Below are 21,736 nucleotides of genomic sequence, written 5' to 3' on the forward strand. Positions count from 1 at the left end.
CATGGTTTTGGTCAGCCCTCGCCGACGTCGGGAAATCATTGATGCCCTGCGCCGCGGCACTGTGCCGCAACGAGGGCTCGATGTCATGGCTGTTGGCCTCGATCGGTACCAGGCCGCACTCGACGAAGAACTCAGCACCGTTGCAGCTGGGGGAGGTGTGTTCAAAGCCGTGCGCGGTGAGTATGGGTCCGGTAAGACCTTCTTTGCGCGCTGGCTCACCGAGTCGGCCAAGCAACGAGGGTTCGCAACCGCCGAGATCCAGATCTCGGAAACAGAAACTCCGCTGCACAAGCTCGAAACAATTTACCGGCGGATCACCGAGAATCTGGCTACCGAAGCGATTCCACCGAGTGCATTTCGTGAGGTGATCGACGGCTGGTTTCGGGTGCTTGAGGAGGATGCCGTTGAAGCCGGGGCAAACCCTTCCACGCGCGGTGAATTGGAGCGCCAGACGGCCAAGTTACTGGAGCAACGGTTGACAACCGTAAGCCGCACCGCGCCAGCGTTTGCCGCGGCTCTACGCGGTTACCACTCGGCACTGCGAGATGGCGATGCTGCCACAGCGGATGGCCTCGTTGCGTGGCTCGGTGGGCAGCCGTCGGTGGCTGCGAGTGTTCGGCGAGCCGCGGGCGTGCGCGGAGATATCGATCACTTCGCAGCATTCGGTTTCCTCCAGGGCCTGCTCGCCGTGTTACGGGATTCCGACTATGCGGGCCTTGTTCTCGTCCTCGACGAAGTAGAAACATTGCAGCGCGTTCGCAGTGATGTGCGCGAGAAGTCATTGAATGCGCTCCGCCAGCTGCTTGACGAAGTGGATGCCGGACGCTTCCCTGGCCTTTATGTACTGATCACCGGTACTCCCGCATTTTTCGAAGGTACGCAGGGTGTGCAACGGCTGCCACCCCTCGCCTCACGCATTTCGGTCGACTTCTCTGGTGACCCGCGTTGGGACAATCCGCGGGCGCCGCAGATTCGCCTGCTCGGATTCCAACAGGAAAGTCTGGTGCAGCTCGGCAGTCGCGTGCGAAACATCTACGCGTCGGACAGCGCTGCTGCTGACCGCATCACCACGCTCGTGACTGACGAGTACCTTACTCGACTGGCCCAATCGATCGCGGGACAACTCGGTGGCCGCGTGGGCATTGCGCCCCGTGTTTTTCTACGAAAGCTCGTTGACATCCTCGACCGCATCGAGCAGTTCCCGGATTTCACTCCCGACGGTTCAGGTGCTGTACCGCTCGCCGTCACGGAGCTGAACGATGATGAACGCGCAGCAAGTGGACTCGACGCAATCGAAATCGATGTCTGAACAGCACACCCCTAGACAGCTCAGCGCCGGGATCGAGTACCACGTCGTCAATACGCTTGGCTGGTCATCACTGCGCCCACTACAGGAAGCGGCGATCAGCCCTGTGCTGGCTGATAGAGACTGCCTCCTGATTGCTCCAACCGCCGGAGGCAAGACTGAAGCAGCGATGTTTCCGGTGCTGTCTCGAATGGTCGATGAAGAATGGTCGGGATTCAGCGTCGTATACGTTGCGCCACTCAAAGCGCTCTTGAACAACCTCTTGCCTCGCCTCGAACAGTATGCGGGTTGGCTTGGGCGGCGAGTGGCGCTGTGGCATGGCGATGTAGGAGACGCCGCACGGCGCGCGATCCTGAGTGACCCTCCGGAGATCTTGCTCACCACGCCCGAGTCGCTTGAAGCAATGCTCGTTTCGCGACGAATTGATCATCGACTCTTGTTCAGAGACCTTCGAGCGATTGTCGCTGATGAGATCCATGCCTTTGCCGGTGGCGATCGGGGTTGGCACCTTGTTGCGGTGCTCGAACGTCTACAGCGAATCGCAAATTCTCCCATCCAACGCATCGGTCTTTCCGCAACGTTGGGTAATCCCGAAGCGGTGCTTAGATGGTTTCAAGGGTCAAATGCGAAGGTCCGGACCAGTGAGGTCGTTTCGGCAGGTACTCCACCCTCAGAGCCTATGGTCGCACTCGACTACGTGGGGTCAGTGGAAAATGCTGCGACTGTGATTGCTGCTCTGCACGCAGGCGAGAAGCGTCTCGTGTTCTGCGAATCCCGTTCGTCGGCAGAGGAGCTGGCTTTCGCCCTGCGTCAGCGGAGGGTGACCACGTTCGTGTCCCATTCGAGCTTGTCGCTTGATCAGCGACGGCAAAGTGAACGTGCATTCGCCGAAGCTCAGAACTGTGTGATCGTTGCAACGTCAACGCTCGAACTTGGCATCGATATCGGGGATCTCGATCGCATGATCCAGCTCGACTCACCCCGCACCGTCGCCTCATTCCTGCAGCGTCTCGGCCGGACAGGTCGGCGCCCCGGAACCACTAGGAACGCCCTGTTTCTCGCGACCGACTCCGCGACTCTCGTGCGTGCCGCTGGGCTTCTGAGTCTTTGGGGACGTGGATTCGTTGAGGCGATCGAGCCTCCCGCGCACCCGCGCCATATCGCAGCACAGCAGTTGCTCGCTCTGACGCTGCAGGAGGGGCGAATCACACGCTCGGCCTTCAAGTCTTGGTTCTCAGAAAGTCCAGTCATGGAAGACTCCGACAGGATTCTCGACTACCTCATCGACGAACAGTTTCTCGCCGCCGATGGTGACTGGTTTTTCCTCGGGCCACGCGCTGAAGACGAGTTCGGCGGACGTCACTTCATGGAGCTGCTCAGCTCCTTCATCACCGGTCTCGATTTTGCAGTCAGAGAGGGCACTAAGGAGATCGGCACCGTCTCGGCGCTCTCGCTCACTTCAGAGGTCAAGCAGGGCACCCGACCGCTATTGCTCGGCGGCCGATCATGGCTCGTGAGCGACATCTCATGGGACCGACGCGTCATCCACGTCGCAGAGGACATTTCGAAAGGAAAGACACGCTGGGCCTCGGAGTCGCTACCTGAGTCATTCGAAATGGTGCGCGCTAGACGTGGCGTGCTGCTCGGCGAAGACCCACCTGTCGAGTTATCCCAGCGCGCGAGGAAGGCGCTGGGCGCAGCCCGTGAAGACTGGGCACTCCTCGTTAATGAAGAGCGCCTGGTTATCGAGCGACGCAAGCGCGACTCGGTGCTTTGGAGCTTCGCCGGTCTCCGTGCGCACGTAACCCTGGCTGCTGTGCTGCCCAATGAGAGCGTCGTCAGCACCACGAACGAATCCATGCACTTCGATCCGGCCTTCGACTTCAGCATGCTGGAGGCCGTCAGTGTAACTGGCGCTGTTCCCCGGATCTCCCCCGAAGCCGTTGAGGGCCTGAAGTTCTCTCAAGCACTTCCCCTAGGGTTGGCGGTAGCGACGCTCGGTGAGCGATTCGCTGATCGTGCGGGTGCCGCTGAGGTTCAACGCGACAAAAGAGTCACGGTTTCTCACGTCGGCCAACGTCTGGATTAGTCACCAGCGATGGCTTGTTGGATTCAGATTCTGTCTGCTGTCCACTCCCTCGATGTTGGAAAGCCACGTCGCCACAGCCGCTCTCCAGCGCTGCACATCAGAGTTCCAAGCAAGTGTGTGTCCCGCGTCGAACCTCTCCAGCTGCACGAGGTCTCGCCGCTTCGTCGCGAGCGCGGACGAGGTCTTGAAGGGAACTGAATCGTCGTTAGCCCCGTGGAGGATCAGCGTCGGCACGGAGAGTTCGTTGGCGCGCGCTACCCAATCAGAATCACTGATCGGGATCCGGCACGGGAGCCCGATCAGTCTGGAGAGCGGAGCATTGGTCAGCCACGGGACTGCGAGCAGCCCGGCACTGCCAGGAAGCCCGGCGCGCTGGCAGTTGGCTTTGATGACCTCGACCCAGTTGAGTACCGGTGAGTCAAGCACGAGCCCTGCTACCAGTGGCGCATAGTCTGACCGATGCGCAATCTGCAGTGCGATCGCAGCGCCCATAGACCAAGCGAACAGCACGATCCGTTCGGCTCCCCGGCGAACCGCATATCCGATCGCGGCCTCGACGTCTTCGGTTTCGGAGGCGCCAAGCGTCGAGCGGCCGGACCCCACGGTGGGCCCTTCACCATCGTTGCGATAGCTCACCACAAGTGACGTGAGCCCCAGATCCGTCGCAACTTGCACACCGCGGAGGGTGCCCGCTCGGGGGCTTCCAAGACCGTGAACGTGAATCGCCCAGATCGATGTGTCAACGTTGATTCGCCAAGCTGGCGCCGGGCCGACGGCGGTACTGATGACGATGTCGCGGGCATCGACCCCGGCGTTGGCGGGTGTGGCGTAATAGATGCCGCTCCACGAGACTCGATCACCTTCTCGCGGCGTGAGCCCTGGAGACACTCCAACGACGACGCGGGCGACTTGGTTCTGGCCGCGATCCTCGACCTCATTGCCAAGTTGCGTCCATCCGCCATGCTCAAACCAGAGGCTGTAGGCGCCGGGCGCTTCGGTATCGCAAGTGCGGTCGAGCAGAAGAAGTTGGCGATCACCATTGACCTCGATGCCGCGCAAGGTCAGGTTGAAACGGCGTGGCCCGACTGGTGCCGTGAGCTTCCGCGCGATCGTCCATCCCAGGGCTGCACCAGCAGCACTGACCATAGCGCCGCCGATCGCGAGCTGCCGCTTCATGCGTGCTCCCTGCTGCTGTCGCCGCGATCCGCGCGCAAACCGGTGCGCGCTACACCAGAGTCGAGTCCCAGAAGCTGTTCCTCGGCCCGTTCCAGGAGAGCTTCTTCAGCAGGAGTCACTTCGAATATCACGCGCGGGTCGATCATGGCGTCACGAATCTCAACCACTTCGCGATGCAATCGTCCATCAGGGGCGTCAAGACTGGCGCCGAGGGCATCGGTGCCGCTGAGCCCGGGGCGAACTCTCGTGGCCCGCTGCCAGAGCGGTTCCAGCTCCCCCGTAATCTGCACTATCTGCGCGCGCCGTGTGCGTTCACGCAACGACCTGACAACTGGTTGCCCCGCGAACCCGGCGCACAAGAACAGGAAAGTGAGCAGCGAGAGCGGCCCGTATGCTTCGCCGAACGTGCGCATCAGTTCCAGGTGACCCGCGACGTGTGTGATATCCATTACGAGGACCACCACGGCCAAGCCCACGCCGCACGCCGAGCCAAGGAGCAAGAGGAGTGCGGGGATGCGCTGGATCCCGGTAGCGACGCGGAACTGACGGATCGCCAACGCGAGCATGGCCGCCAGCACGATGCCGCAGTAGGTGAAGCCGATCATCGAGTAGGCGGCCGTCACCGGCTGGTCACCGAGGTCAAGCATGAATGTCGCGGTCGACGCGCCTCGGTCGATGAAGAAGAACAACACCGTCGTCGTGACCAGGGCAAGGATCAGCGCGGGGCGCCCGACGGCGGCTTGCACGAGCCGGGGACGATACTCACCAGCCTTCATTGCTGCGCGGCCCAGAAAGAAGAGACCGATCATCAGGAGAGCATCCGAAAGCAGAGTCGCGATGTTTGTTCCACCGAAGACGGGATCGACAGCGAGGTAGATCGCGTCGACGTTGAGGGTCATTGCGATGGCGATCGTGACCGATGCATAAGTAATGCTGCGATCAGGGCGCCCGCGTCGAAGGACCAGTAGGCTCGCTACGAGAACCCACATCAGGATCGCAACGAGCGTCTGGATCATCCGAAGACCTCGAAATAGCGAGACTCCGCAAAAGCGGACCCTCGGATCCCTGCTGCGAGTCGGTCCGCGAGAGACTCCGCAGCGATCTCGGTCTCCGAGTCAAGGTCCTGCCGCCTGAGCAGACGGGCGCGAGTGTGCGGAGGAATGTCAGGCAGGAGCACGTCCGCCTCTGTGCACTCGTCGCCGTCACAGTGGCCCAGGATCATGTGTGACAGCTCGTGCAGCACGAACTGCTGGCGATGCAAGTCGGAGTCCGTGCGTGCGTGGATGATGATGTCGTCTTCGTCGGTGGTGAGCCACACCGCACATAGGCCGTCGTGATCGCCGATCTCGGCAAGCTCGACGATACGAAGGCGGCGCCCCCTGCGTTGCTGCACCACACCGTAGAGATCGTCGAAGGTGAAGACACCGCCGAGGGCAAGATCCGAGACGGCCGTGGAGACGACCTGTTCGATATTCACGTTGCGCTCACCTCCTTCGAGGGCACTTCGCGGCATCGACTCGGCTACGTGAGCGACGCCGTCATTGCTGGTCTTTGTGCTTCATTTCCTCATCCAAGAACTTGCTGATGGCTTGGAGTGCCTTCGGTGAGATATCTCCAAGTGTCCGCGCCGCGTACGACTTGACCTTCGCCGCACGCATGGAGCGCACGAGATCGAGCTGTGCACTGACCTTTTCGGGAACTACGGCGTCGTTCGCGCCGATCAAGAAGTCGGTGTCGACGTCAAAGAACGCCGCGAGCCCCGCAAAGACGGCGGGGTCTTGAACGTACCGGTGTCCGTTGACCATGTACGTCCAACGAGACCTCGACAGGTTGGTGCCTCGATCACGGAGATACGACGCGATCTGTGAGTAGGTCGGCTCGGCGCCGGTCTCGGCGATTGCAACATCGAGCACCAGCCGCAGGCGTTTCGCAAGATCCGCAGCCGCAGTCGCGCTCTCGTCGTCGGTCATGCGCGCTGACCTCCTTCGCTCGCGGTGAGAAGCATCTTCGGCGGGGTAGTCCCGGCACGTTACGCATGCTCAATATAGCTGTTGAGCATGAACAAATCAAGGGTTGCGCATGCTCAACGGTCGGTGTTAGAAACGAAGCCCCCGCACGTTTTGAGCATGCTCAACGCCCGGGAGTCTCTGGACCCTTCGAACACTCTTAGGGAGGTGAACCATGCCCAGATTCTGGCTGCGTACGCCTTGTCAACCACACTCGCGCCGAAACGAGTCGGTACATCGTCCCGTTGGCACACGCAGGCGCATCCGCAGAGTTCGTAGAGTCGCTCGCCCACCTCACCGGTGTATCGCCACGCACTCCTGCGACGTGGCGCGCCGGAGAGGAGAACGCCCGATGGTGTCGACAGATGAACGCCGAGCCACCCGCGAAGCGAAGCTCGATGAGCTGCACGAGAAGCTCACTGAAGCAGTTGACAAGTTGGTGTCCGGCGAGGATTGGGCAGCTGCGCTCCGGTTCGCAGCCAGGTTCCGCAGCCGCTCGTTCAACAACACCCTGCTTATCTGGATGCAGCACGCCGCCGCATTCGAAGCAGGTCTCGTGTCCGAGCCGATGCCGTCATACGTGGCCGGGTACAAGCAGTGGCAGCAGTTGGGCCGTCAGGTCGAGAAGGGGCAGCCTGGGTATCAGATCCTCGCTCCGGTGACCGGTCGATTCGCGTCGCCGACGCCTGCGGATCCAGCGTCGTGGCGGCGACTCAACCGATTCGAGAAGCCACGACCGAGCGAGGAAGTCCGTTCGAAGATGATCGGCGTCCGCCCCGCCTATGTGTGGGACGCGGCGCAAACTTCCGGCGACGCCCTACCAACTCCACCCGCACCGACATTGCTGAAAGGCGAAGCACCAGATGGCCTCTGGGCGGGACTCGCCGGGCGAATTGAAGCGGCAGGTTTTCGGCTCCTCAATGTGGAGCACGAGGGCCTGATCCAAGGCGCGAACGGTGTCACTGACTACATGGAGAAGACCGTCAAGGTCCGCGAGAACATGGATCCCGCCGCGCGCGTGAAGACTCTTGCTCACGAACTCGCGCACGTGCTGATGCACGGGCCTGATCAAGATGCCGCGCGGCAGCACCGGGGTGTCGGCGAAGTGGAGGCCGAGTCAGTCGCGCTGATGATTGGCGCTGCACACGGCATGGACACCCGCGACTACACGATTCCGTACGTCACTTCGTGGGCCGCAAACGTCGACGGCCTGGAACCCGCGGACATCGTGCGCGCGACCGGAGAACGAGTACGCGCCACCGCCATGAAAATCCTCGACCAGCTGGACACACAGATGATCGGCGATGGCACTCCCCCCGGGCTCGATCGCTCTGCGGGGCGCACCAGCTCCAGCCCCGCGAAGCGAGCGAGCACCGCGCCAACGAGCACGGCCATCTCTAGAGACGCTCCAGCGGCCGAATCGCGGGGGCTGTGACGAGCGTGGCAGATTCGTTCGTTCAGGTCCTCGATCGAATGGGCCACGAGGAGGCACTCGGCCGAAGCGCCCTCGCGTTGGCAGCGAGCGGCATCCCGGTCTTTCCATGTGTCGCTGGCGGGAAGCGCCCCGCTGTCGCGGGAGGATTTCATGCCGCGAGCGCCGAAGCGGACCTGGCGCGGCGTTGGTGGACCGCGATGCCCACCGCAAACATTGGGATGCCGACGGGCGCAGCCTCGGGCCTCGTCGTGGTCGACGTCGACGTTCACGGCGCTGTCGATGGATACGAGGCGCTGGAGCGTGCGCGACGCGAAGGATTGGTGGATGGCTGGGTCGCAGCGGTGGAAACACCATCGCGCGGCCTGCACCTGTACTTCTCTGCGAGGGGCAATGCGCATCAGACGTCTTGGCAATCGGCGCGAGCGGGAATCGACTTTCGTGGCGACGGCGGCTACATCATCCTGCCGCCCTCGGTGCGGACCATTGACGGTGAAGCGCGCCGGTACAAGACGTTGCGGCTCGCTCACGGAAGCGGACATCCGCTCGACGCACAGCGCCTTCGTGATCTCTTGGATCCTCCACGGCCGTCCGCGAACCCACGCGATGCAGCCACAGATATGGCGCCCGCTGATCTCACGCGATTGGCGAGTTGGGTATCCCGCCTCCAAGAGGGCGAGCGGAACCACGGCGTCTTCTGGGCAGCCTGCAAAATGGCGGAGAAAGACATCCCCACAGGAGCGGCGCTCGACGCTCTCACGGCCGCGGGTGCGACAGCTGGGCTCAGCGAGCGCGAAGTGACGACGACCGTCCGCTCGGCCTATCGAGCCGTGCAGGGCCGGTCAACTCAACGATTACCAACGGGCGCCCCCATGACGCTGCCTTACCGACCGCGACCCGTCACAGATTCTCGGGCCCTGGCATGAGAACCATTCGGGCGCGCCGATCCGCGATCATCACCGCCGTCGTGGGCACAGTCTTCATCGCTGCAGGCGCGTTCTGGCTGTCGTTTACCTCCCTGGCGGATCTCGCTGCCCGCTCGGGCATCGGCGCGGGTCAAGCCTGGGCATGGCCGCTCATCGTCGACGGCGTCATCGTCGTTTCGACCGTTGCTGTCGTTGCCCTCGCCGGATCACGCTCCGCCTGGTATCCATGGACGCTGCTTGCGGGAGCCGCAGCCGTCTCGGTGACCGCAAACTCGATCCACGCCGTGGTCGCCGCCGATGCCGACGTTCCAAGCCTGCTCGCCGCGGCTGTCGCTGCCGTTCCGCCAGTCGTATTACTGGCAATCACGCACTTGACCGTGCTGCTCATGCGCACGCCGGAGGCCGCCGAAGAGCACACCGATTACGCGCTCCTCTCGCCCCAGGAACAGGCGACCGCCTTGCGTGACGAGGGCTGGTCGAACAAGCGCATTGCCCGCGAGTTGGACGTGCATCCTTCGACCGTCGGGCGCTGGTTCGCGAGCGCACCTACCGAACATGAACGGGCTCGTTCCGCACCCGACGACACAGAGGACACAACATGAACGAGAACACGGCCGACGTCGGTAAACGCCCCATCGATGCGGAAGCTATAGACGTCACGACGAGGCACGAAGCGGTCGAGTTGGCGAGGCTCCGCGATCAGCGCAGGGGCTCGATGCGCGATCCTGCGACATACCGTGGACGCGGTGTCGAATGGGTACGCCCGACCGACCTGGTGGCTCGCAGCAGCGCACGCGTGGCCGGTGCGGGGATCAACTTCCAGTCCGAGCTGCATCGGCGCACGCGCTCAGCGGCACAGGACGGCACCCGGCGCATCGCCGAACGTGCACGTCACCTTCCTCCCCTATCAGCGTTTGGGCGTGGCGCCACGCGACCGGACGCGGGGCGCAGCCCGATCGGCGCCGCCTGATCGTAAAGAGTGGACATCGTCATGGGCACCTCATCAGCATCCAACCTCCCCAGTGGGGAGCGGGTGCGCACCTGCGTAGCAGGAGGTGCTCTTGTCATGACCACTCACTATTCGCCCTCGCACCCTCGCGAGGACTTCACCACAAGCGAAGGATTGCGCGCCCTGCTGCACCGTCTACACCAGTCGGGAGCCCGCGCCTGGAAACACGACCGCGTAGCCGCTGAACTCGCCACGTTCGCTGCCGAGAAATACGCCGCGCTCGCTCGCAAACACGGCCTCGACCCGTGGGAGGCCGCGTCCGCAGCCTTCGACGTGATGCGAACTCGTTCGGCGCGCGAGGCTGACGACCCCTGGGCCGTCGTCACTCGCGGCGTGCAGATCACGTGCATCGCCGAAGAGCGCGGGCAGGGGCTGCTGTGCGCGACGCACCAAGCTCGCCGCCCGCACGTCTCCGCCTTCCATGACCCTGAACGATTCGCCGACCGCGAGAATCCACTGGCCGACTACCATCCCGCGTTCCATGTGGTCGACAAGTACCTCGAAACTGAGGCTGACGCCGTCGACAAGAATGACGAGGTAGGCACCGCGGAACAGGCGATCGAGGTCTCAATCGCGTTGTTCGCGACGTTGGGTTGGCCGGAGAGCACAACCCGCGCAGCGGTCGAGCACGTGTGTGGCGCGATCGCACGGGCAGGGTCTCGGCAGAGCGCCTACGAAGTGTTGCGCCGCGACAAGCATGCTCGCGCTCTGCTCGATCTGCCCGGCGATGCGTGGTCGGCCCTGCTGCACGCACTTCTCGGACACCCAAACCCCGCGTATCGCGCAACGAGCACCGGCCGCGGCATCCTCCTTCGCATCCTTGTCGGCGAGACTCTTCCTGACCTGCTGCTCGATGACGACCTCGTGTCGATCATCGTGACGTCTGCGCCCAAACACGGGAGCGGACGATGAGTACGCACGACGGGCACATTGAGCTGGAGCGAGCTGTCGACTCAATCCACGTTGGCCATCGTCACCGCAGAGATCTCGGGGAACTCGCTCTCCTCGCCGCGTCGATCGAACGGGATGGATTGCTGCAACCGATCACTGTGACGCCGGAGGGCAATCTCGTGTGCGGTGCCCGTCGTCTGGCCGCGATCAAGCGACTGGGGTGGATGCACGTCAAAGTCTGGGTGCGCTCGGGGATCTCGGGAGAACTCGCACACCTGCTTGCTGAGCAAGACGACAATGCGCTGCACAAGTCGCTCACCCAACTGGAGAACGCCGCGCTGTACCGGGAGATCAAGACGTTGATGGCTGAGGACGCCGCCCGCCGCCAAGAAGCATCACGCTTCAGCACCGAGAATCAGCCGGGAAGAGACGGTGCCGCAAAATTTGCGGCACCGTCAGACTCTGTCGGAGACGCGCGCGAGCAGGCTGCCGCCATGATCCCAGAGGGCGCCTCTCACACGACGCTGGAGAAGATCAACTACCTGCAGCAGATGGCGGAAGACGAAAGTCAGCCCGACTCCGTGCGAGAAGGCGTCGCGGCGGAGCTGGAACTCATCGGCTCAGGCGCTCCCGTGCACCCGGGCTTCCAGCGTGCTCGGCAGCTCGTGGCCTCAGCCCAGTCCGATGGTGACGTTGTGGATGTGGCGAAGCTGGCTGAGGAAGCACTTGCGCGCATCAAGAACGCTCCGAAGCCCAAACGGCGACCTTCACCGACCGCGCTGACCTCGCGCGTCGACGGCGACGAGCCGTGGCCGATTCGCGCATTCGTTGTCACGTGGACGGAACTGGACGGCTGGTGGCGGCACTTCGACGTCGATGAACTGGCTCGCCAACTGAGTGACGCCGAGATCGAGATGTTCCTGCACGTTGTTGAAGCCACCGTTCAGGTTGCGGAGCGACTCCGTGCCGCGCGAGACATTGATCGGGCGGACGCCGAGTCCCCGACCCAGGTGGGGAACCTTCGCGCCCTCTGATCCGAGACTAATGCGGCGCACCTGTCCCGCATGAAGCTTCCTACCGCTCCCCGCGCACGCCGCACTCTGATCGTCCTCATCGCGGCTCTGTCGCTGGCGATCCTTGTCGCCGGAATCGGCGTCTACGGACTCGTCATCGGATCCGAGCAACCCACCGAGTCAACTGATCCTCCATTGTCGAGTGCTGCTCCGAGCGCAGAACCCTCTCGTGAGCCGACCTCACCACCTCGGATCCCGTCGATCCCACCGACCACCGACGCCGAGGCGTTCGCGCGCAGCGTCGCCGCGGCACTGTTCACCTGGGACACCGGCAGTGGGTTCCTGCCGCTCGACTACACCGCAGTCATGCTCGACGTCGCCGACCCGACCGGCTTCGAACAGTCGGGACTCGCAGCCGACATCGCCACTTACCTGCCCACGTCGAGCGCGTGGGCGCAGCTGCGACCGTACGCAACGACGCAGCGGTTGGAGATCACCTCAGTGTTCGTGCCGGATGCCTGGGCTGATGCGCTCGCGCAGGCTCGCCCGGGGCAGCTCCCCGACGGCGCCGCGGCATACACGATCGAGGGCATCCGCCAGCGATCCGGCGTGTGGAACGGCGACCCGGTCGCCGCAGAGCATCCGGTCGCGTTCACGATCTTCATCGCGTGCCCAGCCGAGGACCCTTGCTACGTCCTGCGGCTCTCGCAATTGAACAATCCGCTGCGTTAGGACGACTGGCTCATGATGAAGAAACTCGCCATCGCAGTGGTCGCCTTGATGTTGCTCGCACCGACCCTCGGACTCGTCACTGTCGGACTGGTGGTGAACCCCACCGCCGTCGCGTGCCTTGCCTCGTCGGGACTCACCGTCGGAAACGTGCCGGACTCTCTCGTGGTCACGACCGCAAACGGTGAGACATTCACCCTGAACAAGCAACAGCTCACGCACGCTGCGACGATCATCACCGTCGGATCGAGCATCGACGGTGTGACGAGGGACGCCATCCAGATTGCACTGATGGCAGCGCTGACCGAGTCAACGCTTCGACAGCTCGCGAACACCGGCACCTACCCCGAGTCCGGCAGCTATCCGAACGATGGGAACGGCTCCGATCACGACTCACTCGGCCTGTTCCAGATGCGACCACAATCGGGCTGGGGCTCGGTCGCCGAGCTGATGGATCCCGAATACCAAGCCAAAGCATTTTTCGGCGGCCCGACCGGCCCCAACTACCCCTCGCCCCGTGGTCTTCTGGACATCCCCGGCTGGCAGAGCATGGGCAAGGGCGAAGTCGCGCAAGCCGTCGAAGTGTCGGCGTATCCCGACCGATACAACAACTACGAGCCCGTCGCCGCGACGATCCTCGCGACGCTCACTCGCGGCACATCGGCCGCAACAGCACCGACGACGACCCCTGCATCGCCTGTCGTCGACGTTGCGGAGGCCTCGCGCGTCGTGTTCCCGTTGCCGGAGGGAACCTGGGTGCACACCAGTGACTTCGGCCCACGAACCGATCCCCTCACCGGCGAGAGCGCCTTCCACAGCGGCACAGACTTCGCAGCGCCGGATGGGACGCCGATCCTCGCCGCGGCTGACGGTGTCGTGACGGTTGCCGAGTTCTCTGGAGGCTACGGCGGCCTCATCGTAATCGAGCACCGCCTCGGTGGCGTGACGGTCGCGACCGGCTATGCGCACATGTGGCAGCACGGCATCCACGTCATCGTCGGCGAGCGCGTTGTCGCCGGGCAACACATCGGCGATGTGGGGTCATCCGGGCGCTCAACGGGCCCACATCTGCACTTCGAGGTTCGACCAGGTGGAACGAACGGCGAAGCAGTGGATGCTGCGAAATGGCTCAATGATCACAATGCAGCAGATCTCCCCGAAGCCACGGCAGCAGCCGGATGTTCCGCGCTTGGAGGCGGTCTCTGATGAACGTGTTTCCTGACTTCGGCAGCCTCAGCGGTATCGGTGACCTCAGAGTCGTGATCGGCGCGATGCTCACCATCATCCTAATCGTCGCGGTACTCATGATCATCATCAGCGCGATCACCTGGGCCATCGCCACGTCGACGGGCAACCCTGGTGTCGCCGCGAAGGCGCGCGCCGGGGTCTTCGTCGCACTCGGCGCCGCGATCCTCGCCGGTGGTGGCGTTACCTGGGTGAACTGGCTCATCGACGTCGGTGGGCAGCTGTAGCAGTGCTGCTGGCCTTGACCATGACATGGTGTTGTCGCGATCTTTTCGCTTTGGCCGTTTGCGTTTGAGTTGTTGATGCGAAGTCCATCAAGACGTTTTGGCAGCCGAGACCAGCGTCAAGTTACCGGGTACGCTGAAGTACATCAGATGATGTATAGTCATTGGATGCTGACTCTTACGGATCGAATCGACGTGATGAACCGGCTCGGTCGGGCGATGGCCGACCCGACCCGCTCTCGCATCCTCCTGACCCTCCTGGCTGGCCCGAGCTACCCGGCGGTGCTGTCTCGCGATTTGGGGCTTTCACGCTCGAACGTGTCAAACCACCTGACGTGTCTGCGCGGGTGCGGGATCGTGGTGGCCGAGCCCGAGGGTCGGCAGACCCGCTACGAGGTCGCAGACCCGCACCTCGCCCGTGCGCTGACAGCGCTGGTGGACGTGACGCTTGCGGTCGACGAGAGCGTGCCGTGCATGGACCCCGACTGCGGAGTCGAGGGCTGCGTGGCGGGGGAGGCTCGGGCGTGAGCGCCTTCACGGGTTCGCAGGTCGAGCACGTCGACCTCGACGACGATGATGACGATGATCGGCCGTGGTATCGGAGCCCCAGCGTTCTGATCCCGATCGCTTCGGGTGTCGCGTTCGCCGCCGGTCTGGTGTGCGAGTGGACCGGCGCCGAGACCGCGGGTCTGGTGCTGTTTTGGATTGGCTTGCTGCTGGGCGCGTCCACGTTTGTACCGGGTGCGCTGCGCAAGCTGTTCACGAAGGGCAAGCTCGGCATCGGGCTGCTGATGACGATCAGCGCCACCGGTGCGGTGATCCTCGGCTACGTCGAGGAGGCCGCCGCGCTGGCGTTCTTGTACTCCATCGCGGAGGCGCTGGAAGACAAGGCGATGGACCGTGCCCGCGCCGGGTTGCGGGCACTGTTGAAGCTCGTGCCCGACACCGCACTCGTCAAACGCGGCGACGCCACGGCCGAGGTCGAGGCGAAGGAGCTGCGCGTCGGGGATTTCCTCGTGGTCCGGCCGGGCGAACGGATCGCCACCGACGGCACCGTGCGCGCCGGGCGGAGCAGCCTGGACACGTCCGCGATCACGGGCGAGTCGATCCCGGTCGAGGTCGAACCGGGCACCGACGTGTCGGCCGGGTCGATCAACACCACCGGCGTTCTCGAGGTCGAGGCTACCGCCGCAGGCACCGACAACTCGCTCACCACCATCGTGGAGCTGGTCGAACAGGCGCAGGCTGAGAAGGGCGACCGTGCCCGCCTGGCCGACCGGATCGCCCGACCGCTGGTGCCCGGCGTGATGATCCTCGCCGTGCTAGTCGGCGTGCTCGGGTCGCTGCTGACCGGCGACTGGGAGCTGTGGATCACCCGCGCCCTGGTGGTGCTGGTCGCCGCGTCGCCGTGCGCGTTGGCGATCGCCGTCCCGGTTACGGTCGTCTCTGCGATCGGCGCTGCTTCGAAGTTCGGGGTGGTCGTGAAGTCCGGGGCTGCGTTCGAACGGTTCGGCGGCATACGTCACCTTGCCGTCGACAAGACTGGCACCCTGACCCGCAACGAGCCCACCGTGACTCGCGTCGTGACCGCCGCGGGCGTGACCGAAGAAGACGCGCTAGCTTGGGCGGCGAGCCTGGAAGGCAACAGTACGCATCCGCTGGCCGCCGCAATCACGAATGCCGTATTCGATGCCCCGATCGCTGAAGGCGTCACCGAGACCGCCGGACATGGCATCACCGGCACCCTCGACGGTGCCCGTCTCGCCGTGGGGAGCCCCCGCTGGCTCGACGCGGGCACGCTGACCGACCAGGCGCAAGCGATGGAATCCGAGGGGATGACCGTCGTCATCGTCCACCGCAACGATCAGCCAGCCGGGGCGATCGGGGTGCGGGACGAGCTACGCCCCGAGGTTCCCGAGGTCATCGCCACGCTGAACCGCCGCGGGATCGGGGTGACGATGCTCACCGGCGATAACGCGCGGACCGCCGCTGCCTTGGCCGACCAGTCCGGCATCAAGGACGTGCGCGCCGAGCTGCGCCCCGAGGACAAGGCCACGGCCGTGGCGGAGTTGTCGAAGTCTCAGCCCACGGCCATGATCGGCGACGGCATCAACGATGCTCCCGCTCTCGCGGCCGCGGATGTTGGGATCGCGATGGGGGCCAAGGGCGCGGATGCCGCGATCGAGTCGGCCGACGTCGCATTTACCGGCCACGACCTGCGCCTCATCCCGCAGGCCCTTGCCCACGCCCGCCGCGGCCGCAACATCATCAACCAGAACGTCGTGCTGTCGATCGCGATCATCGTCGTCCTTCTGCCGTTGGCAATCACTGGAGTCCTCGGACTTGCCGCGGTGGTGCTCGTGCACGAGGTCGCGGAAGTCGTCGTCATCCTCAACGGGCTCCGTGCTGCGCGGCGCACGAAGGCATGACCGATCCCCTTGACGGCTCCGCTCCCTCCCCGGGATCAGCGGACGCCGTGGAAGCGAGTTCTGCCCGCACGGTGGCGCGCGTCCGGTTCCGCTGGTTCCTGCTCGCGTGCGCCGTCGCCGCCGGCGCAGTGCTGATCGACCAAGGCAGCAAGGCACTCGCCCTCGCACAGCTCAGTGAGGATGACCGCATCCCGCTGTTGGGAGACTGGCTCGGCTTGCAGCTCGCCTTCAACCCCGGCACCGTCATGTCCTTAGGGTCCGATTCAACGTGGCTGCTCACCGTCATCGCGACCGCGGCATCCATCGCCCTACTCATCGCGGCCGCGCGCACTCGATCGGCCGGGTGGGCGGTCGCGATCGGCCTAGTGTGGGGCGGCGCAGTCGGCAACCTCCTGGACCGGCTGTTCGCCCCACCCGGGTTCGGCCGCGGTCACGTCACCGACTTCCTCGCTTACGGCAACCTGTTCATCGGAAACCTTGCCGACGTCATCCTCGGCGTCGGCGTCGCCCTCGGCCTCCTGCTCTACCTCCGAGGCCCACACCACACCAGGAACGAACAATGATGGTCGCAGAGCATCAACGGCACGCGGCTGCCGGAAGCGCTGGGTCGCCAGGCTACTGGAACGCGGCGGTGGGCGCATGATCCTGTCCTCCGTCCTGCAGGCGATCGGCCTATTCATCGCCACGAACATCGATGACATCATCGTGCTCTCACTGTTCTTCGCCCGAGGCGCGGGCCAGCGCGGGACCACCGCCCGAATCCTGGTCGGACAGTACCTCGGGTTCATCGGCATCCTGGGCGCCTCCGTGCTGGTGACGCTCGGGGCAGGGGCGTTCCTGCCGCCAGAGGTCATCCCCTACTTCGGACTCATTCCGCTGGGGCTGGGACTTTGGGCTGCGTGGCAAGCCTGGCGCAACCGCGGTGCGGACGATGACGATGAGGCAAAGGTCGAGGGTAAAAAGGTTGGGGTGTGGACGGTGGCCGGGGTGACCTTCGCCAACGGCGGGGACAACATCGGCGTTTACGTCCCGGTCTTCCTCAGCGTGGGCCCAGCGGCCGTGGTGGCGTACTGCATCGTGTTCCTCGCCCTGGTCGCCGCCCTCGTCGGCCTGGGTAAGTTCGTCGCCACCCGCCGACCGATCGCCGAACTCCTGGAACGCTGGGAACACATCCTGTTCCCGATCGTGCTCATCGGCCTGGGCATCTTCATCCTCGTGAGCGGCGGTGCCTTCGGCCTCTGACCTCGTAGCCGACTACGTACATGGCAGCGTGCTGTGATTGCTACCTGGCGGCTGAGTGTCCTGGTGTGCTCCGCGTGTCAGCGGCCCAGACGACGCGCTCGGCGCCGCTGCCTCAACTGAGCCCACGCTGACCGCGTAGGCATCGATCACGCGGTCGGTGCCGGTGCTGAAGGCGTCGCGGATACCACTTGGACCACCACATCGCTGAGCCCGGCTCTTGTGTCAGGCGCAGCAGGAGGTGGGGAGTTCGTTGCGGAAGAGGTTCGCTGTGAGGCGAATGCCTTCTGCCATGGTGAGGTACGGAGCCCACGTGTCGGCGAGTTGCGTGACGGTGAATCCGGCTTTGATCGCGTAGGTCGCGGCGAGCATCATCTCCCCAGCGGTGTCGGCGAGGGCGTGGACGCCGAGAACTTTGCCGGTGTCAGCATCGGCGACAATCTTGATGCCACCGCGGGTGTCATGGTTGGCGATCGCTCGGGGCACATCGGACAGTCGCAGGTAGCGGCAAGCGCACCGGTATCCGGCGGCGATGGCGTCTGCTTCGGTGATCCCGGCGGAAGCAAGCTGAGGCGAGGTGAACAGCACGGAGGGGAGCCCGGTGTAGTCAACATGCTCAGCGCTACCGAGTGCGTTCCGCGCAGCGATCTTTCCTGCCATCGCGGCGACGTACACGTACTGGGGTGCATCGGTGACGTCACCGGCGGCGAACACGGCCGGGTTGGTTGTCCGCTGCAGTTCGTCGACGATGACGAAACCGCGCGCGTCGGTCGCAATGCCCGCCGCGGCAAGGTCGAGTCTCTCGGTGCGCGGCGTGCGGCCGGTGGCTACGAGTACCCGTTCACCCACAGCCACAGTCCCCGGGCCGTCGTCACGTGCGCCAAACCGTCGATACGTGCGATGCTCGCGGCACGGTCACCAATGACAGTAATTCCGTCATCCAGGAAGGCCTTGCGGAGTTCCGAGGAAAGTTCGGGTTCGGTGTGCGAGGCGAGCCGTCCGATGACGGTGACGTCGACCCCGAGCCGGGCGAAGAGTTGCGCTTGTTCCAGACCAACGAAACCCCCGCCGATCACGACCAGCGAATCGGGCAGCTCAGTCAGTTCCATCGCTGTGGTCGACGTCAGGTACTCGATTTGTTCGATACCGGGGATAGCCGGGATGAGTGGTTCTGCACCGGTAGCAATGAGATACGACTTGGCACGCACCGGTTGGCCATCTACGAGCAGCGTGGATGGACTGGCGAACGTGGCTGTGCCGGGAAGGATCTCGAATCCGTACGCGGTGGCGATGTCTGCGTACTTGGTTTGGCGGAGCATGCCGACCAGCTCGTCTTTTTGTTGCATGAGCGCGGCGAGGTCAACGTTGCCAGCAATCGTGGAGACGCTCGGGAACGGATTCGAGATCGCGGCGTGGCGTATGTGAGCGGCCGCGAGGAGCGTCTTCGAAGGCACACAGCCCACGTTCACGCAGGTACCGCCGAGGGTGCCGGACTCGATGGCGACGACGCTCGCACCCTCCAATCGGGCGTGGATTGCTGCGGACATTGCCGCGCCGCCAGTGCCGATCACCGCAAGGTCGAACTCGCTGTGTTGCGTCATGGTACTTCCCCCTATCGAACCGGGCCGTACGTTCGACCACTCGTAATAGGATGAACCTTCAAGTACGGTTGAAGGTCAAGCTGACTCCGGAGGTGTCACGATGCGGATCGGGGAACTCGCCGAAAAGGCAAGGACTACTACGTCGACCCTCCGGTACTACGAAGAGCGCGGGCTACTGCCGCAGCCAGAACGAACCCCGACTGGGTACCGCAGCTATGGGGACGAGTCAATTCAGAGGCTTGAATTCATTGACCGGGCACGTGCCGCCGGGCTCACCCTGGCACAAACCGCAGAGATTCTGGATGTTCGTGACTCGGGCCATTCGCCCTGCGATCACGTGCGAGGCCTCCTTGACCGTCAGCTCGTAGACATCGACGCGCAGATCGATAAGTTGCAGGCCTTGCGCTCCAACATCGTCGAGCTTCGCGCAAACGCCACGGCAACCGCATCCGAACCCTGCGCTCCAGAGTCCATCTGCCGCTACCTCTGAAGGACGTTCGCGACACATCGTCGCTGACGGCATGAGGTTCAGGTAGTACGACCGAGTGCCCGCGTTCGTGGCTCGGAGAGTGGACTTGGCGGATCGGGCTATGCCCCGCGGGAGATGACCTGCGCACCTGGCTCTCGACCCTGTTCCGTCACCGCCGCGGGCGGTGTTCACGCCAAGGAGCCACCGTGTTCGAACTCATCACGACCCTCACCGCAGTCCTGCCGATGAATATCGACGTGACTCCCAACGACTCGGGGTTGCCCGGAATCGGTCAGTTGCGCGTCATCGTTGGCGCCGTCATGACGATCGGGCTAATCCTGTCCGTGCTCGCACTGATCGTGTCGGCGATCGTGTGGGGATTCGGGGCCAACTCATCCAATCCCCACCTCGCCTCCCGCGGCAAGCTCGGCGTACTCGTCTCCTGTGGCGCCGCCATCATCTGCGGTGCTTCCGTGACGCTGATCAACTTCTTCTGGAACGTCGGGCAGCAGGTGTGAGCTTCGCGAATCCACCGACTTCGAGAGCAACGCCATGAGTGTCTGCGATATCCCCGTCATCTCCAGTGTGTGCGATGCGGTCGGTGAGGGCGCCGCAACGCTGGTGTCTGCCCCATTCGACTGGCTGGCTGCGACGATGGGGCAAGCCGCCGGATGGCTCATCGAAGCCATGTGGACCGTCTTCGACAGCACCACCCTCGTCGACGTCCAGTCGCAGGGCTACCTCGACGTCTACAACCTGCTCTTCGGTATCGGTGTCTTCATCGTGCTGCTCTTCTTCTGCTTCCAACTCATTCTGGGACTGATCCGGCGCGAACCTGCTGCGCTCTCGCGCGCAGCGCTCGGTGCGGCCAAGGCTGTGCTCGGTTCGTTTGTGGTCATCACGCTGACGGCAACGGCGTTGGAGATCGTCGACCAGCTCTCCATCGGCATCGTCCAGGCTGCGGGAGAGACCACCGAGACGATGGGCGACAAGATCGCGCTGCTTACCGCTGGCCTCACCACGATCAATATTGCTGCGCCCGGCGTCGGAGCGATCATCACGATCTTCCTCGCCGGGCTCATGATCTGCGCGGTCGCGATTGTCTGGTTCTCACTCCTCATTCGCAAAGCTCTGCTGCTCGTGGCGATTGGGCTTGCGCCGATCGCCTTCGCCGGTGCTGCCTGGGACGTCACTCGCGGATGGATCGGCAAATGGGTGGCGTTCGTCGTCGCACTGATCGTGTCCAAACTCGTGCTCGTCGTCGTGTTCCTGATCGCCATCACCCAGGTCTCAACGCCGATCGAAGCTGACCTCGCCTCCGTCACTGAACCGATCTCGGGCATTGTGCTGCTATTCATCGCCGCGTTCGCGCCTTACATGGTCTACCGATTCATCTCGTTCCTCGGCTTCGACCTCTACCAGGCGATGGGAAGCGAGCAGGAAGCGAAGAACGCCGTCAACCGCCCCGTTCCTGTTCCGTCGAAGCCGCAAGGAGACGGCGTGAAGAAAGTCCTCGATGGCGGCTCCGGCGGTTGTTCCGGCGCAACTCCCACATCGAGCGGTGCGCGAGGCACATCGACCCCAGCGGGGGCGAGTACCAGCGGAGCAGCAGCCGGAGCCAAAGCGGGACCTGGCGCGAGCGGAGGCGCTGGAGCCAGTGCTGGTGCCGGAGCGGGCGCTGGTGCTGGAGCTGCCGCGGCGGCCGGGCCTGCAGCAGCCGTGATCATCGGAGCCGAAGTCGTCAAGGGCGCAGCGACAGCGGGACCGAAGCTCGGGCAGGCGATCGGCGGCACCGCCGAAACAGCGATGACCGGCGCAGGTGAAATCGGGGCTGCCCCGTCTGCGACGCCTCCTGCCACCGCGACTCCCTCTGTGCCACAGCCGCCAGCACCAAGATCAGATCCCGCACCGCCGAGCACCCCGCGGCCCCGGCCAAACGGAAAGGAGTGACC

General features: G+C 64.1%; 23 protein-coding genes and 1 pseudogene. 18 read left to right on the forward strand and 6 right to left on the reverse strand.

Annotation, left to right across the window (positions count from 1 at the left end; all coding sequences use genetic code 11):
* The first annotated feature begins 1 nt into the window (after position 1).
* Both brxD and IZR02_RS14020 read left to right on the forward strand, forming a co-directional pair.
* Complete coding sequence (gene brxD / locus IZR02_RS14015; protein WP_029989114.1) at positions 2 to 1,309, forward strand: BREX system ATP-binding protein BrxD; 1,308 nt, start codon at positions 2 to 4, stop codon at positions 1,307 to 1,309.
* The gene (locus IZR02_RS14020; RefSeq protein ID WP_205272901.1) at positions 1,260 to 3,395 is read left to right on the forward strand and encodes a DEAD/DEAH box helicase; all 2,136 of its coding nucleotides are present in this window, start codon (positions 1,260 to 1,262) and stop codon (positions 3,393 to 3,395) included. Before brxD ends, IZR02_RS14020 begins: the two co-directional genes overlap by 50 nt.
* On the opposite strand, the gene IZR02_RS14025 is transcribed toward IZR02_RS14020, so the two are convergent.
* The 4 genes from IZR02_RS14025 to IZR02_RS14040 form a co-directional block, all read right to left on the reverse strand.
* Positions 3,396 to 4,571, reverse strand: coding sequence for an alpha/beta hydrolase (locus tag IZR02_RS14025; RefSeq protein ID WP_081811511.1), 1,176 nt, complete (start codon positions 4,569 to 4,571; stop codon positions 3,396 to 3,398).
* Entirely contained in the window at positions 4,568 to 5,587 is a 1,020-nt protein-coding gene (locus tag IZR02_RS14030) for a DUF6545 domain-containing protein (RefSeq protein ID WP_025102579.1), read from the reverse strand. Before IZR02_RS14030 ends, IZR02_RS14025 begins: the two co-directional genes overlap by 4 nt.
* The gene (locus IZR02_RS14035) at positions 5,584 to 6,048 is read right to left on the reverse strand and encodes a hypothetical protein (protein ID WP_025102580.1); all 465 of its coding nucleotides are present in this window, start codon (positions 6,046 to 6,048) and stop codon (positions 5,584 to 5,586) included. Before IZR02_RS14035 ends, IZR02_RS14030 begins: the two co-directional genes overlap by 4 nt.
* Positions 6,049 to 6,109: 61 nt before the next feature.
* Positions 6,110 to 6,541, reverse strand: coding sequence for a hypothetical protein (locus tag IZR02_RS14040; RefSeq protein WP_025102581.1), 432 nt, complete (start codon positions 6,539 to 6,541; stop codon positions 6,110 to 6,112).
* A gap of 388 nt (positions 6,542 to 6,929) precedes the next feature.
* Here IZR02_RS14040 and IZR02_RS14045 point away from each other — a divergent pair, with 388 nt between their 5' ends.
* The 13 genes and pseudogenes from IZR02_RS14045 to IZR02_RS14105 all read left to right on the forward strand — a co-directional run bounded on the left by IZR02_RS14045 (position 6,930) and on the right by IZR02_RS14105 (position 17,717).
* Positions 6,930 to 8,012, forward strand: a complete 1,083-nt coding sequence (locus IZR02_RS14045; protein WP_025102582.1) for an ArdC-like ssDNA-binding domain-containing protein — start codon at positions 6,930 to 6,932, stop codon at positions 8,010 to 8,012.
* Positions 8,013 to 8,017: 5 nt separating this feature from the next.
* Positions 8,018 to 8,935: a bifunctional DNA primase/polymerase gene (locus IZR02_RS14050; RefSeq protein ID WP_240183545.1), complete on the forward strand. Its 918-nt coding sequence runs from the start codon at positions 8,018 to 8,020 to the stop codon at positions 8,933 to 8,935.
* The gene (locus IZR02_RS14055) at positions 8,932 to 9,537 is read left to right on the forward strand and encodes a DUF2637 domain-containing protein (protein WP_025102583.1); all 606 of its coding nucleotides are present in this window, start codon (positions 8,932 to 8,934) and stop codon (positions 9,535 to 9,537) included. The genes IZR02_RS14050 and IZR02_RS14055 overlap by 4 nt, the downstream gene beginning before the upstream one ends.
* Positions 9,534 to 9,905 carry a hypothetical protein gene (locus IZR02_RS14060; RefSeq protein WP_162817524.1) on the forward strand — a complete coding sequence of 124 codons (372 nt, stop codon included), beginning with the start codon at positions 9,534 to 9,536 and terminating at the stop codon, positions 9,903 to 9,905. The genes IZR02_RS14055 and IZR02_RS14060 overlap by 4 nt, the downstream gene beginning before the upstream one ends.
* 96 nt (positions 9,906 to 10,001) lie before the next feature.
* Positions 10,002 to 10,856 (forward strand): hypothetical protein, encoded by an 855-nt coding sequence (locus IZR02_RS14065; RefSeq protein ID WP_025102584.1) that lies wholly within the window; start codon positions 10,002 to 10,004, stop codon positions 10,854 to 10,856.
* Entirely contained in the window at positions 10,853 to 11,869 is a 1,017-nt protein-coding gene (locus IZR02_RS14070) for a ParB N-terminal domain-containing protein (protein ID WP_025102585.1), read from the forward strand. Before IZR02_RS14065 ends, IZR02_RS14070 begins: the two co-directional genes overlap by 4 nt.
* Positions 11,870 to 11,899: 30 nt before the next feature.
* Positions 11,900 to 12,580 (forward strand): hypothetical protein, encoded by a 681-nt coding sequence (locus IZR02_RS14075; protein WP_025102586.1) that lies wholly within the window; start codon positions 11,900 to 11,902, stop codon positions 12,578 to 12,580.
* 12 nt (positions 12,581 to 12,592) lie between these two features.
* Positions 12,593 to 13,759: pseudogene (locus IZR02_RS14080) on the forward strand (M23 family metallopeptidase); the annotation flags it as partial.
* Positions 13,760 to 13,782: 23 nt separating this feature from the next.
* Complete coding sequence (locus IZR02_RS14085; protein WP_025102588.1) at positions 13,783 to 14,049, forward strand: DUF6112 family protein; 267 nt, start codon at positions 13,783 to 13,785, stop codon at positions 14,047 to 14,049.
* 165 nt (positions 14,050 to 14,214) lie between these two features.
* Positions 14,215 to 14,574, forward strand: a complete 360-nt coding sequence (gene cmtR / locus IZR02_RS14090) for a Cd(II)/Pb(II)-sensing metalloregulatory transcriptional regulator CmtR (RefSeq protein WP_025102589.1) — start codon at positions 14,215 to 14,217, stop codon at positions 14,572 to 14,574.
* The gene (locus tag IZR02_RS14095; RefSeq protein ID WP_025102590.1) at positions 14,571 to 16,475 is read left to right on the forward strand and encodes a heavy metal translocating P-type ATPase; all 1,905 of its coding nucleotides are present in this window, start codon (positions 14,571 to 14,573) and stop codon (positions 16,473 to 16,475) included. The genes cmtR and IZR02_RS14095 overlap by 4 nt, the downstream gene beginning before the upstream one ends.
* Positions 16,472 to 17,038, forward strand: coding sequence for a signal peptidase II (locus tag IZR02_RS14100; RefSeq protein WP_051582160.1), 567 nt, complete (start codon positions 16,472 to 16,474; stop codon positions 17,036 to 17,038). Before IZR02_RS14095 ends, IZR02_RS14100 begins: the two co-directional genes overlap by 4 nt.
* 76 nt (positions 17,039 to 17,114) lie before the next feature.
* Positions 17,115 to 17,717: a cadmium resistance transporter gene (locus tag IZR02_RS14105; RefSeq protein ID WP_025102592.1), complete on the forward strand. Its 603-nt coding sequence runs from the start codon at positions 17,115 to 17,117 to the stop codon at positions 17,715 to 17,717.
* A 222-nt stretch (positions 17,718 to 17,939) separates the two neighbouring features.
* On the opposite strand, the gene IZR02_RS18130 is transcribed toward IZR02_RS14105, so the two are convergent.
* Both IZR02_RS18130 and IZR02_RS18135 read right to left on the reverse strand, forming a co-directional pair.
* Positions 17,940 to 18,563 carry an FAD-dependent oxidoreductase gene (locus IZR02_RS18130; protein WP_438803946.1) on the reverse strand — a complete coding sequence of 208 codons (624 nt, stop codon included), beginning with the start codon at positions 18,561 to 18,563 and terminating at the stop codon, positions 17,940 to 17,942.
* Positions 18,542 to 19,315 carry an FAD-dependent oxidoreductase gene (locus IZR02_RS18135; protein WP_438803947.1) on the reverse strand — a complete coding sequence of 258 codons (774 nt, stop codon included), beginning with the start codon at positions 19,313 to 19,315 and terminating at the stop codon, positions 18,542 to 18,544. The genes IZR02_RS18130 and IZR02_RS18135 overlap by 22 nt, the downstream gene beginning before the upstream one ends.
* A gap of 100 nt (positions 19,316 to 19,415) precedes the next feature.
* On the opposite strand from IZR02_RS18135, the gene IZR02_RS14115 reads away from it, so the two are divergent.
* The 3 genes from IZR02_RS14115 to IZR02_RS14125 all read left to right on the forward strand — a co-directional run bounded on the left by IZR02_RS14115 (position 19,416) and on the right by IZR02_RS14125 (position 21,734).
* Positions 19,416 to 19,805 (forward strand): heavy metal-responsive transcriptional regulator, encoded by a 390-nt coding sequence (locus IZR02_RS14115; RefSeq protein WP_025102594.1) that lies wholly within the window; start codon positions 19,416 to 19,418, stop codon positions 19,803 to 19,805.
* Between the two features lie 224 nt (positions 19,806 to 20,029).
* Complete coding sequence (locus tag IZR02_RS14120) at positions 20,030 to 20,302, forward strand: DUF6112 family protein (protein ID WP_223160667.1); 273 nt, start codon at positions 20,030 to 20,032, stop codon at positions 20,300 to 20,302.
* A 34-nt stretch (positions 20,303 to 20,336) separates the two neighbouring features.
* Complete coding sequence (locus IZR02_RS14125; protein WP_025102596.1) at positions 20,337 to 21,734, forward strand: conjugal transfer protein TrbL; 1,398 nt, start codon at positions 20,337 to 20,339, stop codon at positions 21,732 to 21,734.
* The last annotated feature ends 2 nt before the right edge of the window (positions 21,735 to 21,736 follow it).

Origin of the sequence: Microbacterium paraoxydans, from assembly GCF_019056515.1 — a bacterium.
Taxonomy (GTDB): Bacteria; Actinomycetota; Actinomycetes; order Actinomycetales; family Microbacteriaceae; genus Microbacterium.

What these genes read in the sequence shown, in the direction of transcription:
- brxD (WP_029989114.1), top strand. Translation starts at nt 2, where the DNA reads ATGGTTTTGGTCAGCCCTCGCCGACGTCGGGAAATCATTGATGCCCTG.
- IZR02_RS14020 (WP_205272901.1), top strand. Translation starts at nt 1,260, where the DNA reads ATGATGAACGCGCAGCAAGTGGACTCGACGCAATCGAAATCGATGTCT.
- IZR02_RS14025 (WP_081811511.1), bottom strand. Translation starts at nt 4,571, where the DNA reads ATGAAGCGGCAGCTCGCGATCGGCGGCGCTATGGTCAGTGCTGCTGGT.
- IZR02_RS14030 (WP_025102579.1), bottom strand. Translation starts at nt 5,587, where the DNA reads ATGATCCAGACGCTCGTTGCGATCCTGATGTGGGTTCTCGTAGCGAGC.
- IZR02_RS14040 (WP_025102581.1), bottom strand. Translation starts at nt 6,541, where the DNA reads ATGACCGACGACGAGAGCGCGACTGCGGCTGCGGATCTTGCGAAACGC.
- IZR02_RS14045 (WP_025102582.1), top strand. Translation starts at nt 6,930, where the DNA reads ATGGTGTCGACAGATGAACGCCGAGCCACCCGCGAAGCGAAGCTCGAT.
- IZR02_RS14055 (WP_025102583.1), top strand. Translation starts at nt 8,932, where the DNA reads ATGAGAACCATTCGGGCGCGCCGATCCGCGATCATCACCGCCGTCGTG.
- IZR02_RS14060 (WP_162817524.1), top strand. Translation starts at nt 9,534, where the DNA reads ATGAACGAGAACACGGCCGACGTCGGTAAACGCCCCATCGATGCGGAA.
- IZR02_RS14065 (WP_025102584.1), top strand. Translation starts at nt 10,002, where the DNA reads ATGACCACTCACTATTCGCCCTCGCACCCTCGCGAGGACTTCACCACA.
- IZR02_RS14070 (WP_025102585.1), top strand. Translation starts at nt 10,853, where the DNA reads ATGAGTACGCACGACGGGCACATTGAGCTGGAGCGAGCTGTCGACTCA.
- IZR02_RS14075 (WP_025102586.1), top strand. Translation starts at nt 11,900, where the DNA reads ATGAAGCTTCCTACCGCTCCCCGCGCACGCCGCACTCTGATCGTCCTC.
- IZR02_RS14085 (WP_025102588.1), top strand. Translation starts at nt 13,783, where the DNA reads ATGAACGTGTTTCCTGACTTCGGCAGCCTCAGCGGTATCGGTGACCTC.
- cmtR (WP_025102589.1), top strand. Translation starts at nt 14,215, where the DNA reads ATGCTGACTCTTACGGATCGAATCGACGTGATGAACCGGCTCGGTCGG.
- IZR02_RS14100 (WP_051582160.1), top strand. Translation starts at nt 16,472, where the DNA reads ATGACCGATCCCCTTGACGGCTCCGCTCCCTCCCCGGGATCAGCGGAC.
- IZR02_RS14105 (WP_025102592.1), top strand. Translation starts at nt 17,115, where the DNA reads ATGATCCTGTCCTCCGTCCTGCAGGCGATCGGCCTATTCATCGCCACG.
- IZR02_RS18135 (WP_438803947.1), bottom strand. Translation starts at nt 19,315, where the DNA reads ATGACGCAACACAGCGAGTTCGACCTTGCGGTGATCGGCACTGGCGGC.
- IZR02_RS14115 (WP_025102594.1), top strand. Translation starts at nt 19,416, where the DNA reads ATGCGGATCGGGGAACTCGCCGAAAAGGCAAGGACTACTACGTCGACC.
- IZR02_RS14120 (WP_223160667.1), top strand. Translation starts at nt 20,030, where the DNA reads ATGAATATCGACGTGACTCCCAACGACTCGGGGTTGCCCGGAATCGGT.
- IZR02_RS14125 (WP_025102596.1), top strand. Translation starts at nt 20,337, where the DNA reads ATGAGTGTCTGCGATATCCCCGTCATCTCCAGTGTGTGCGATGCGGTC.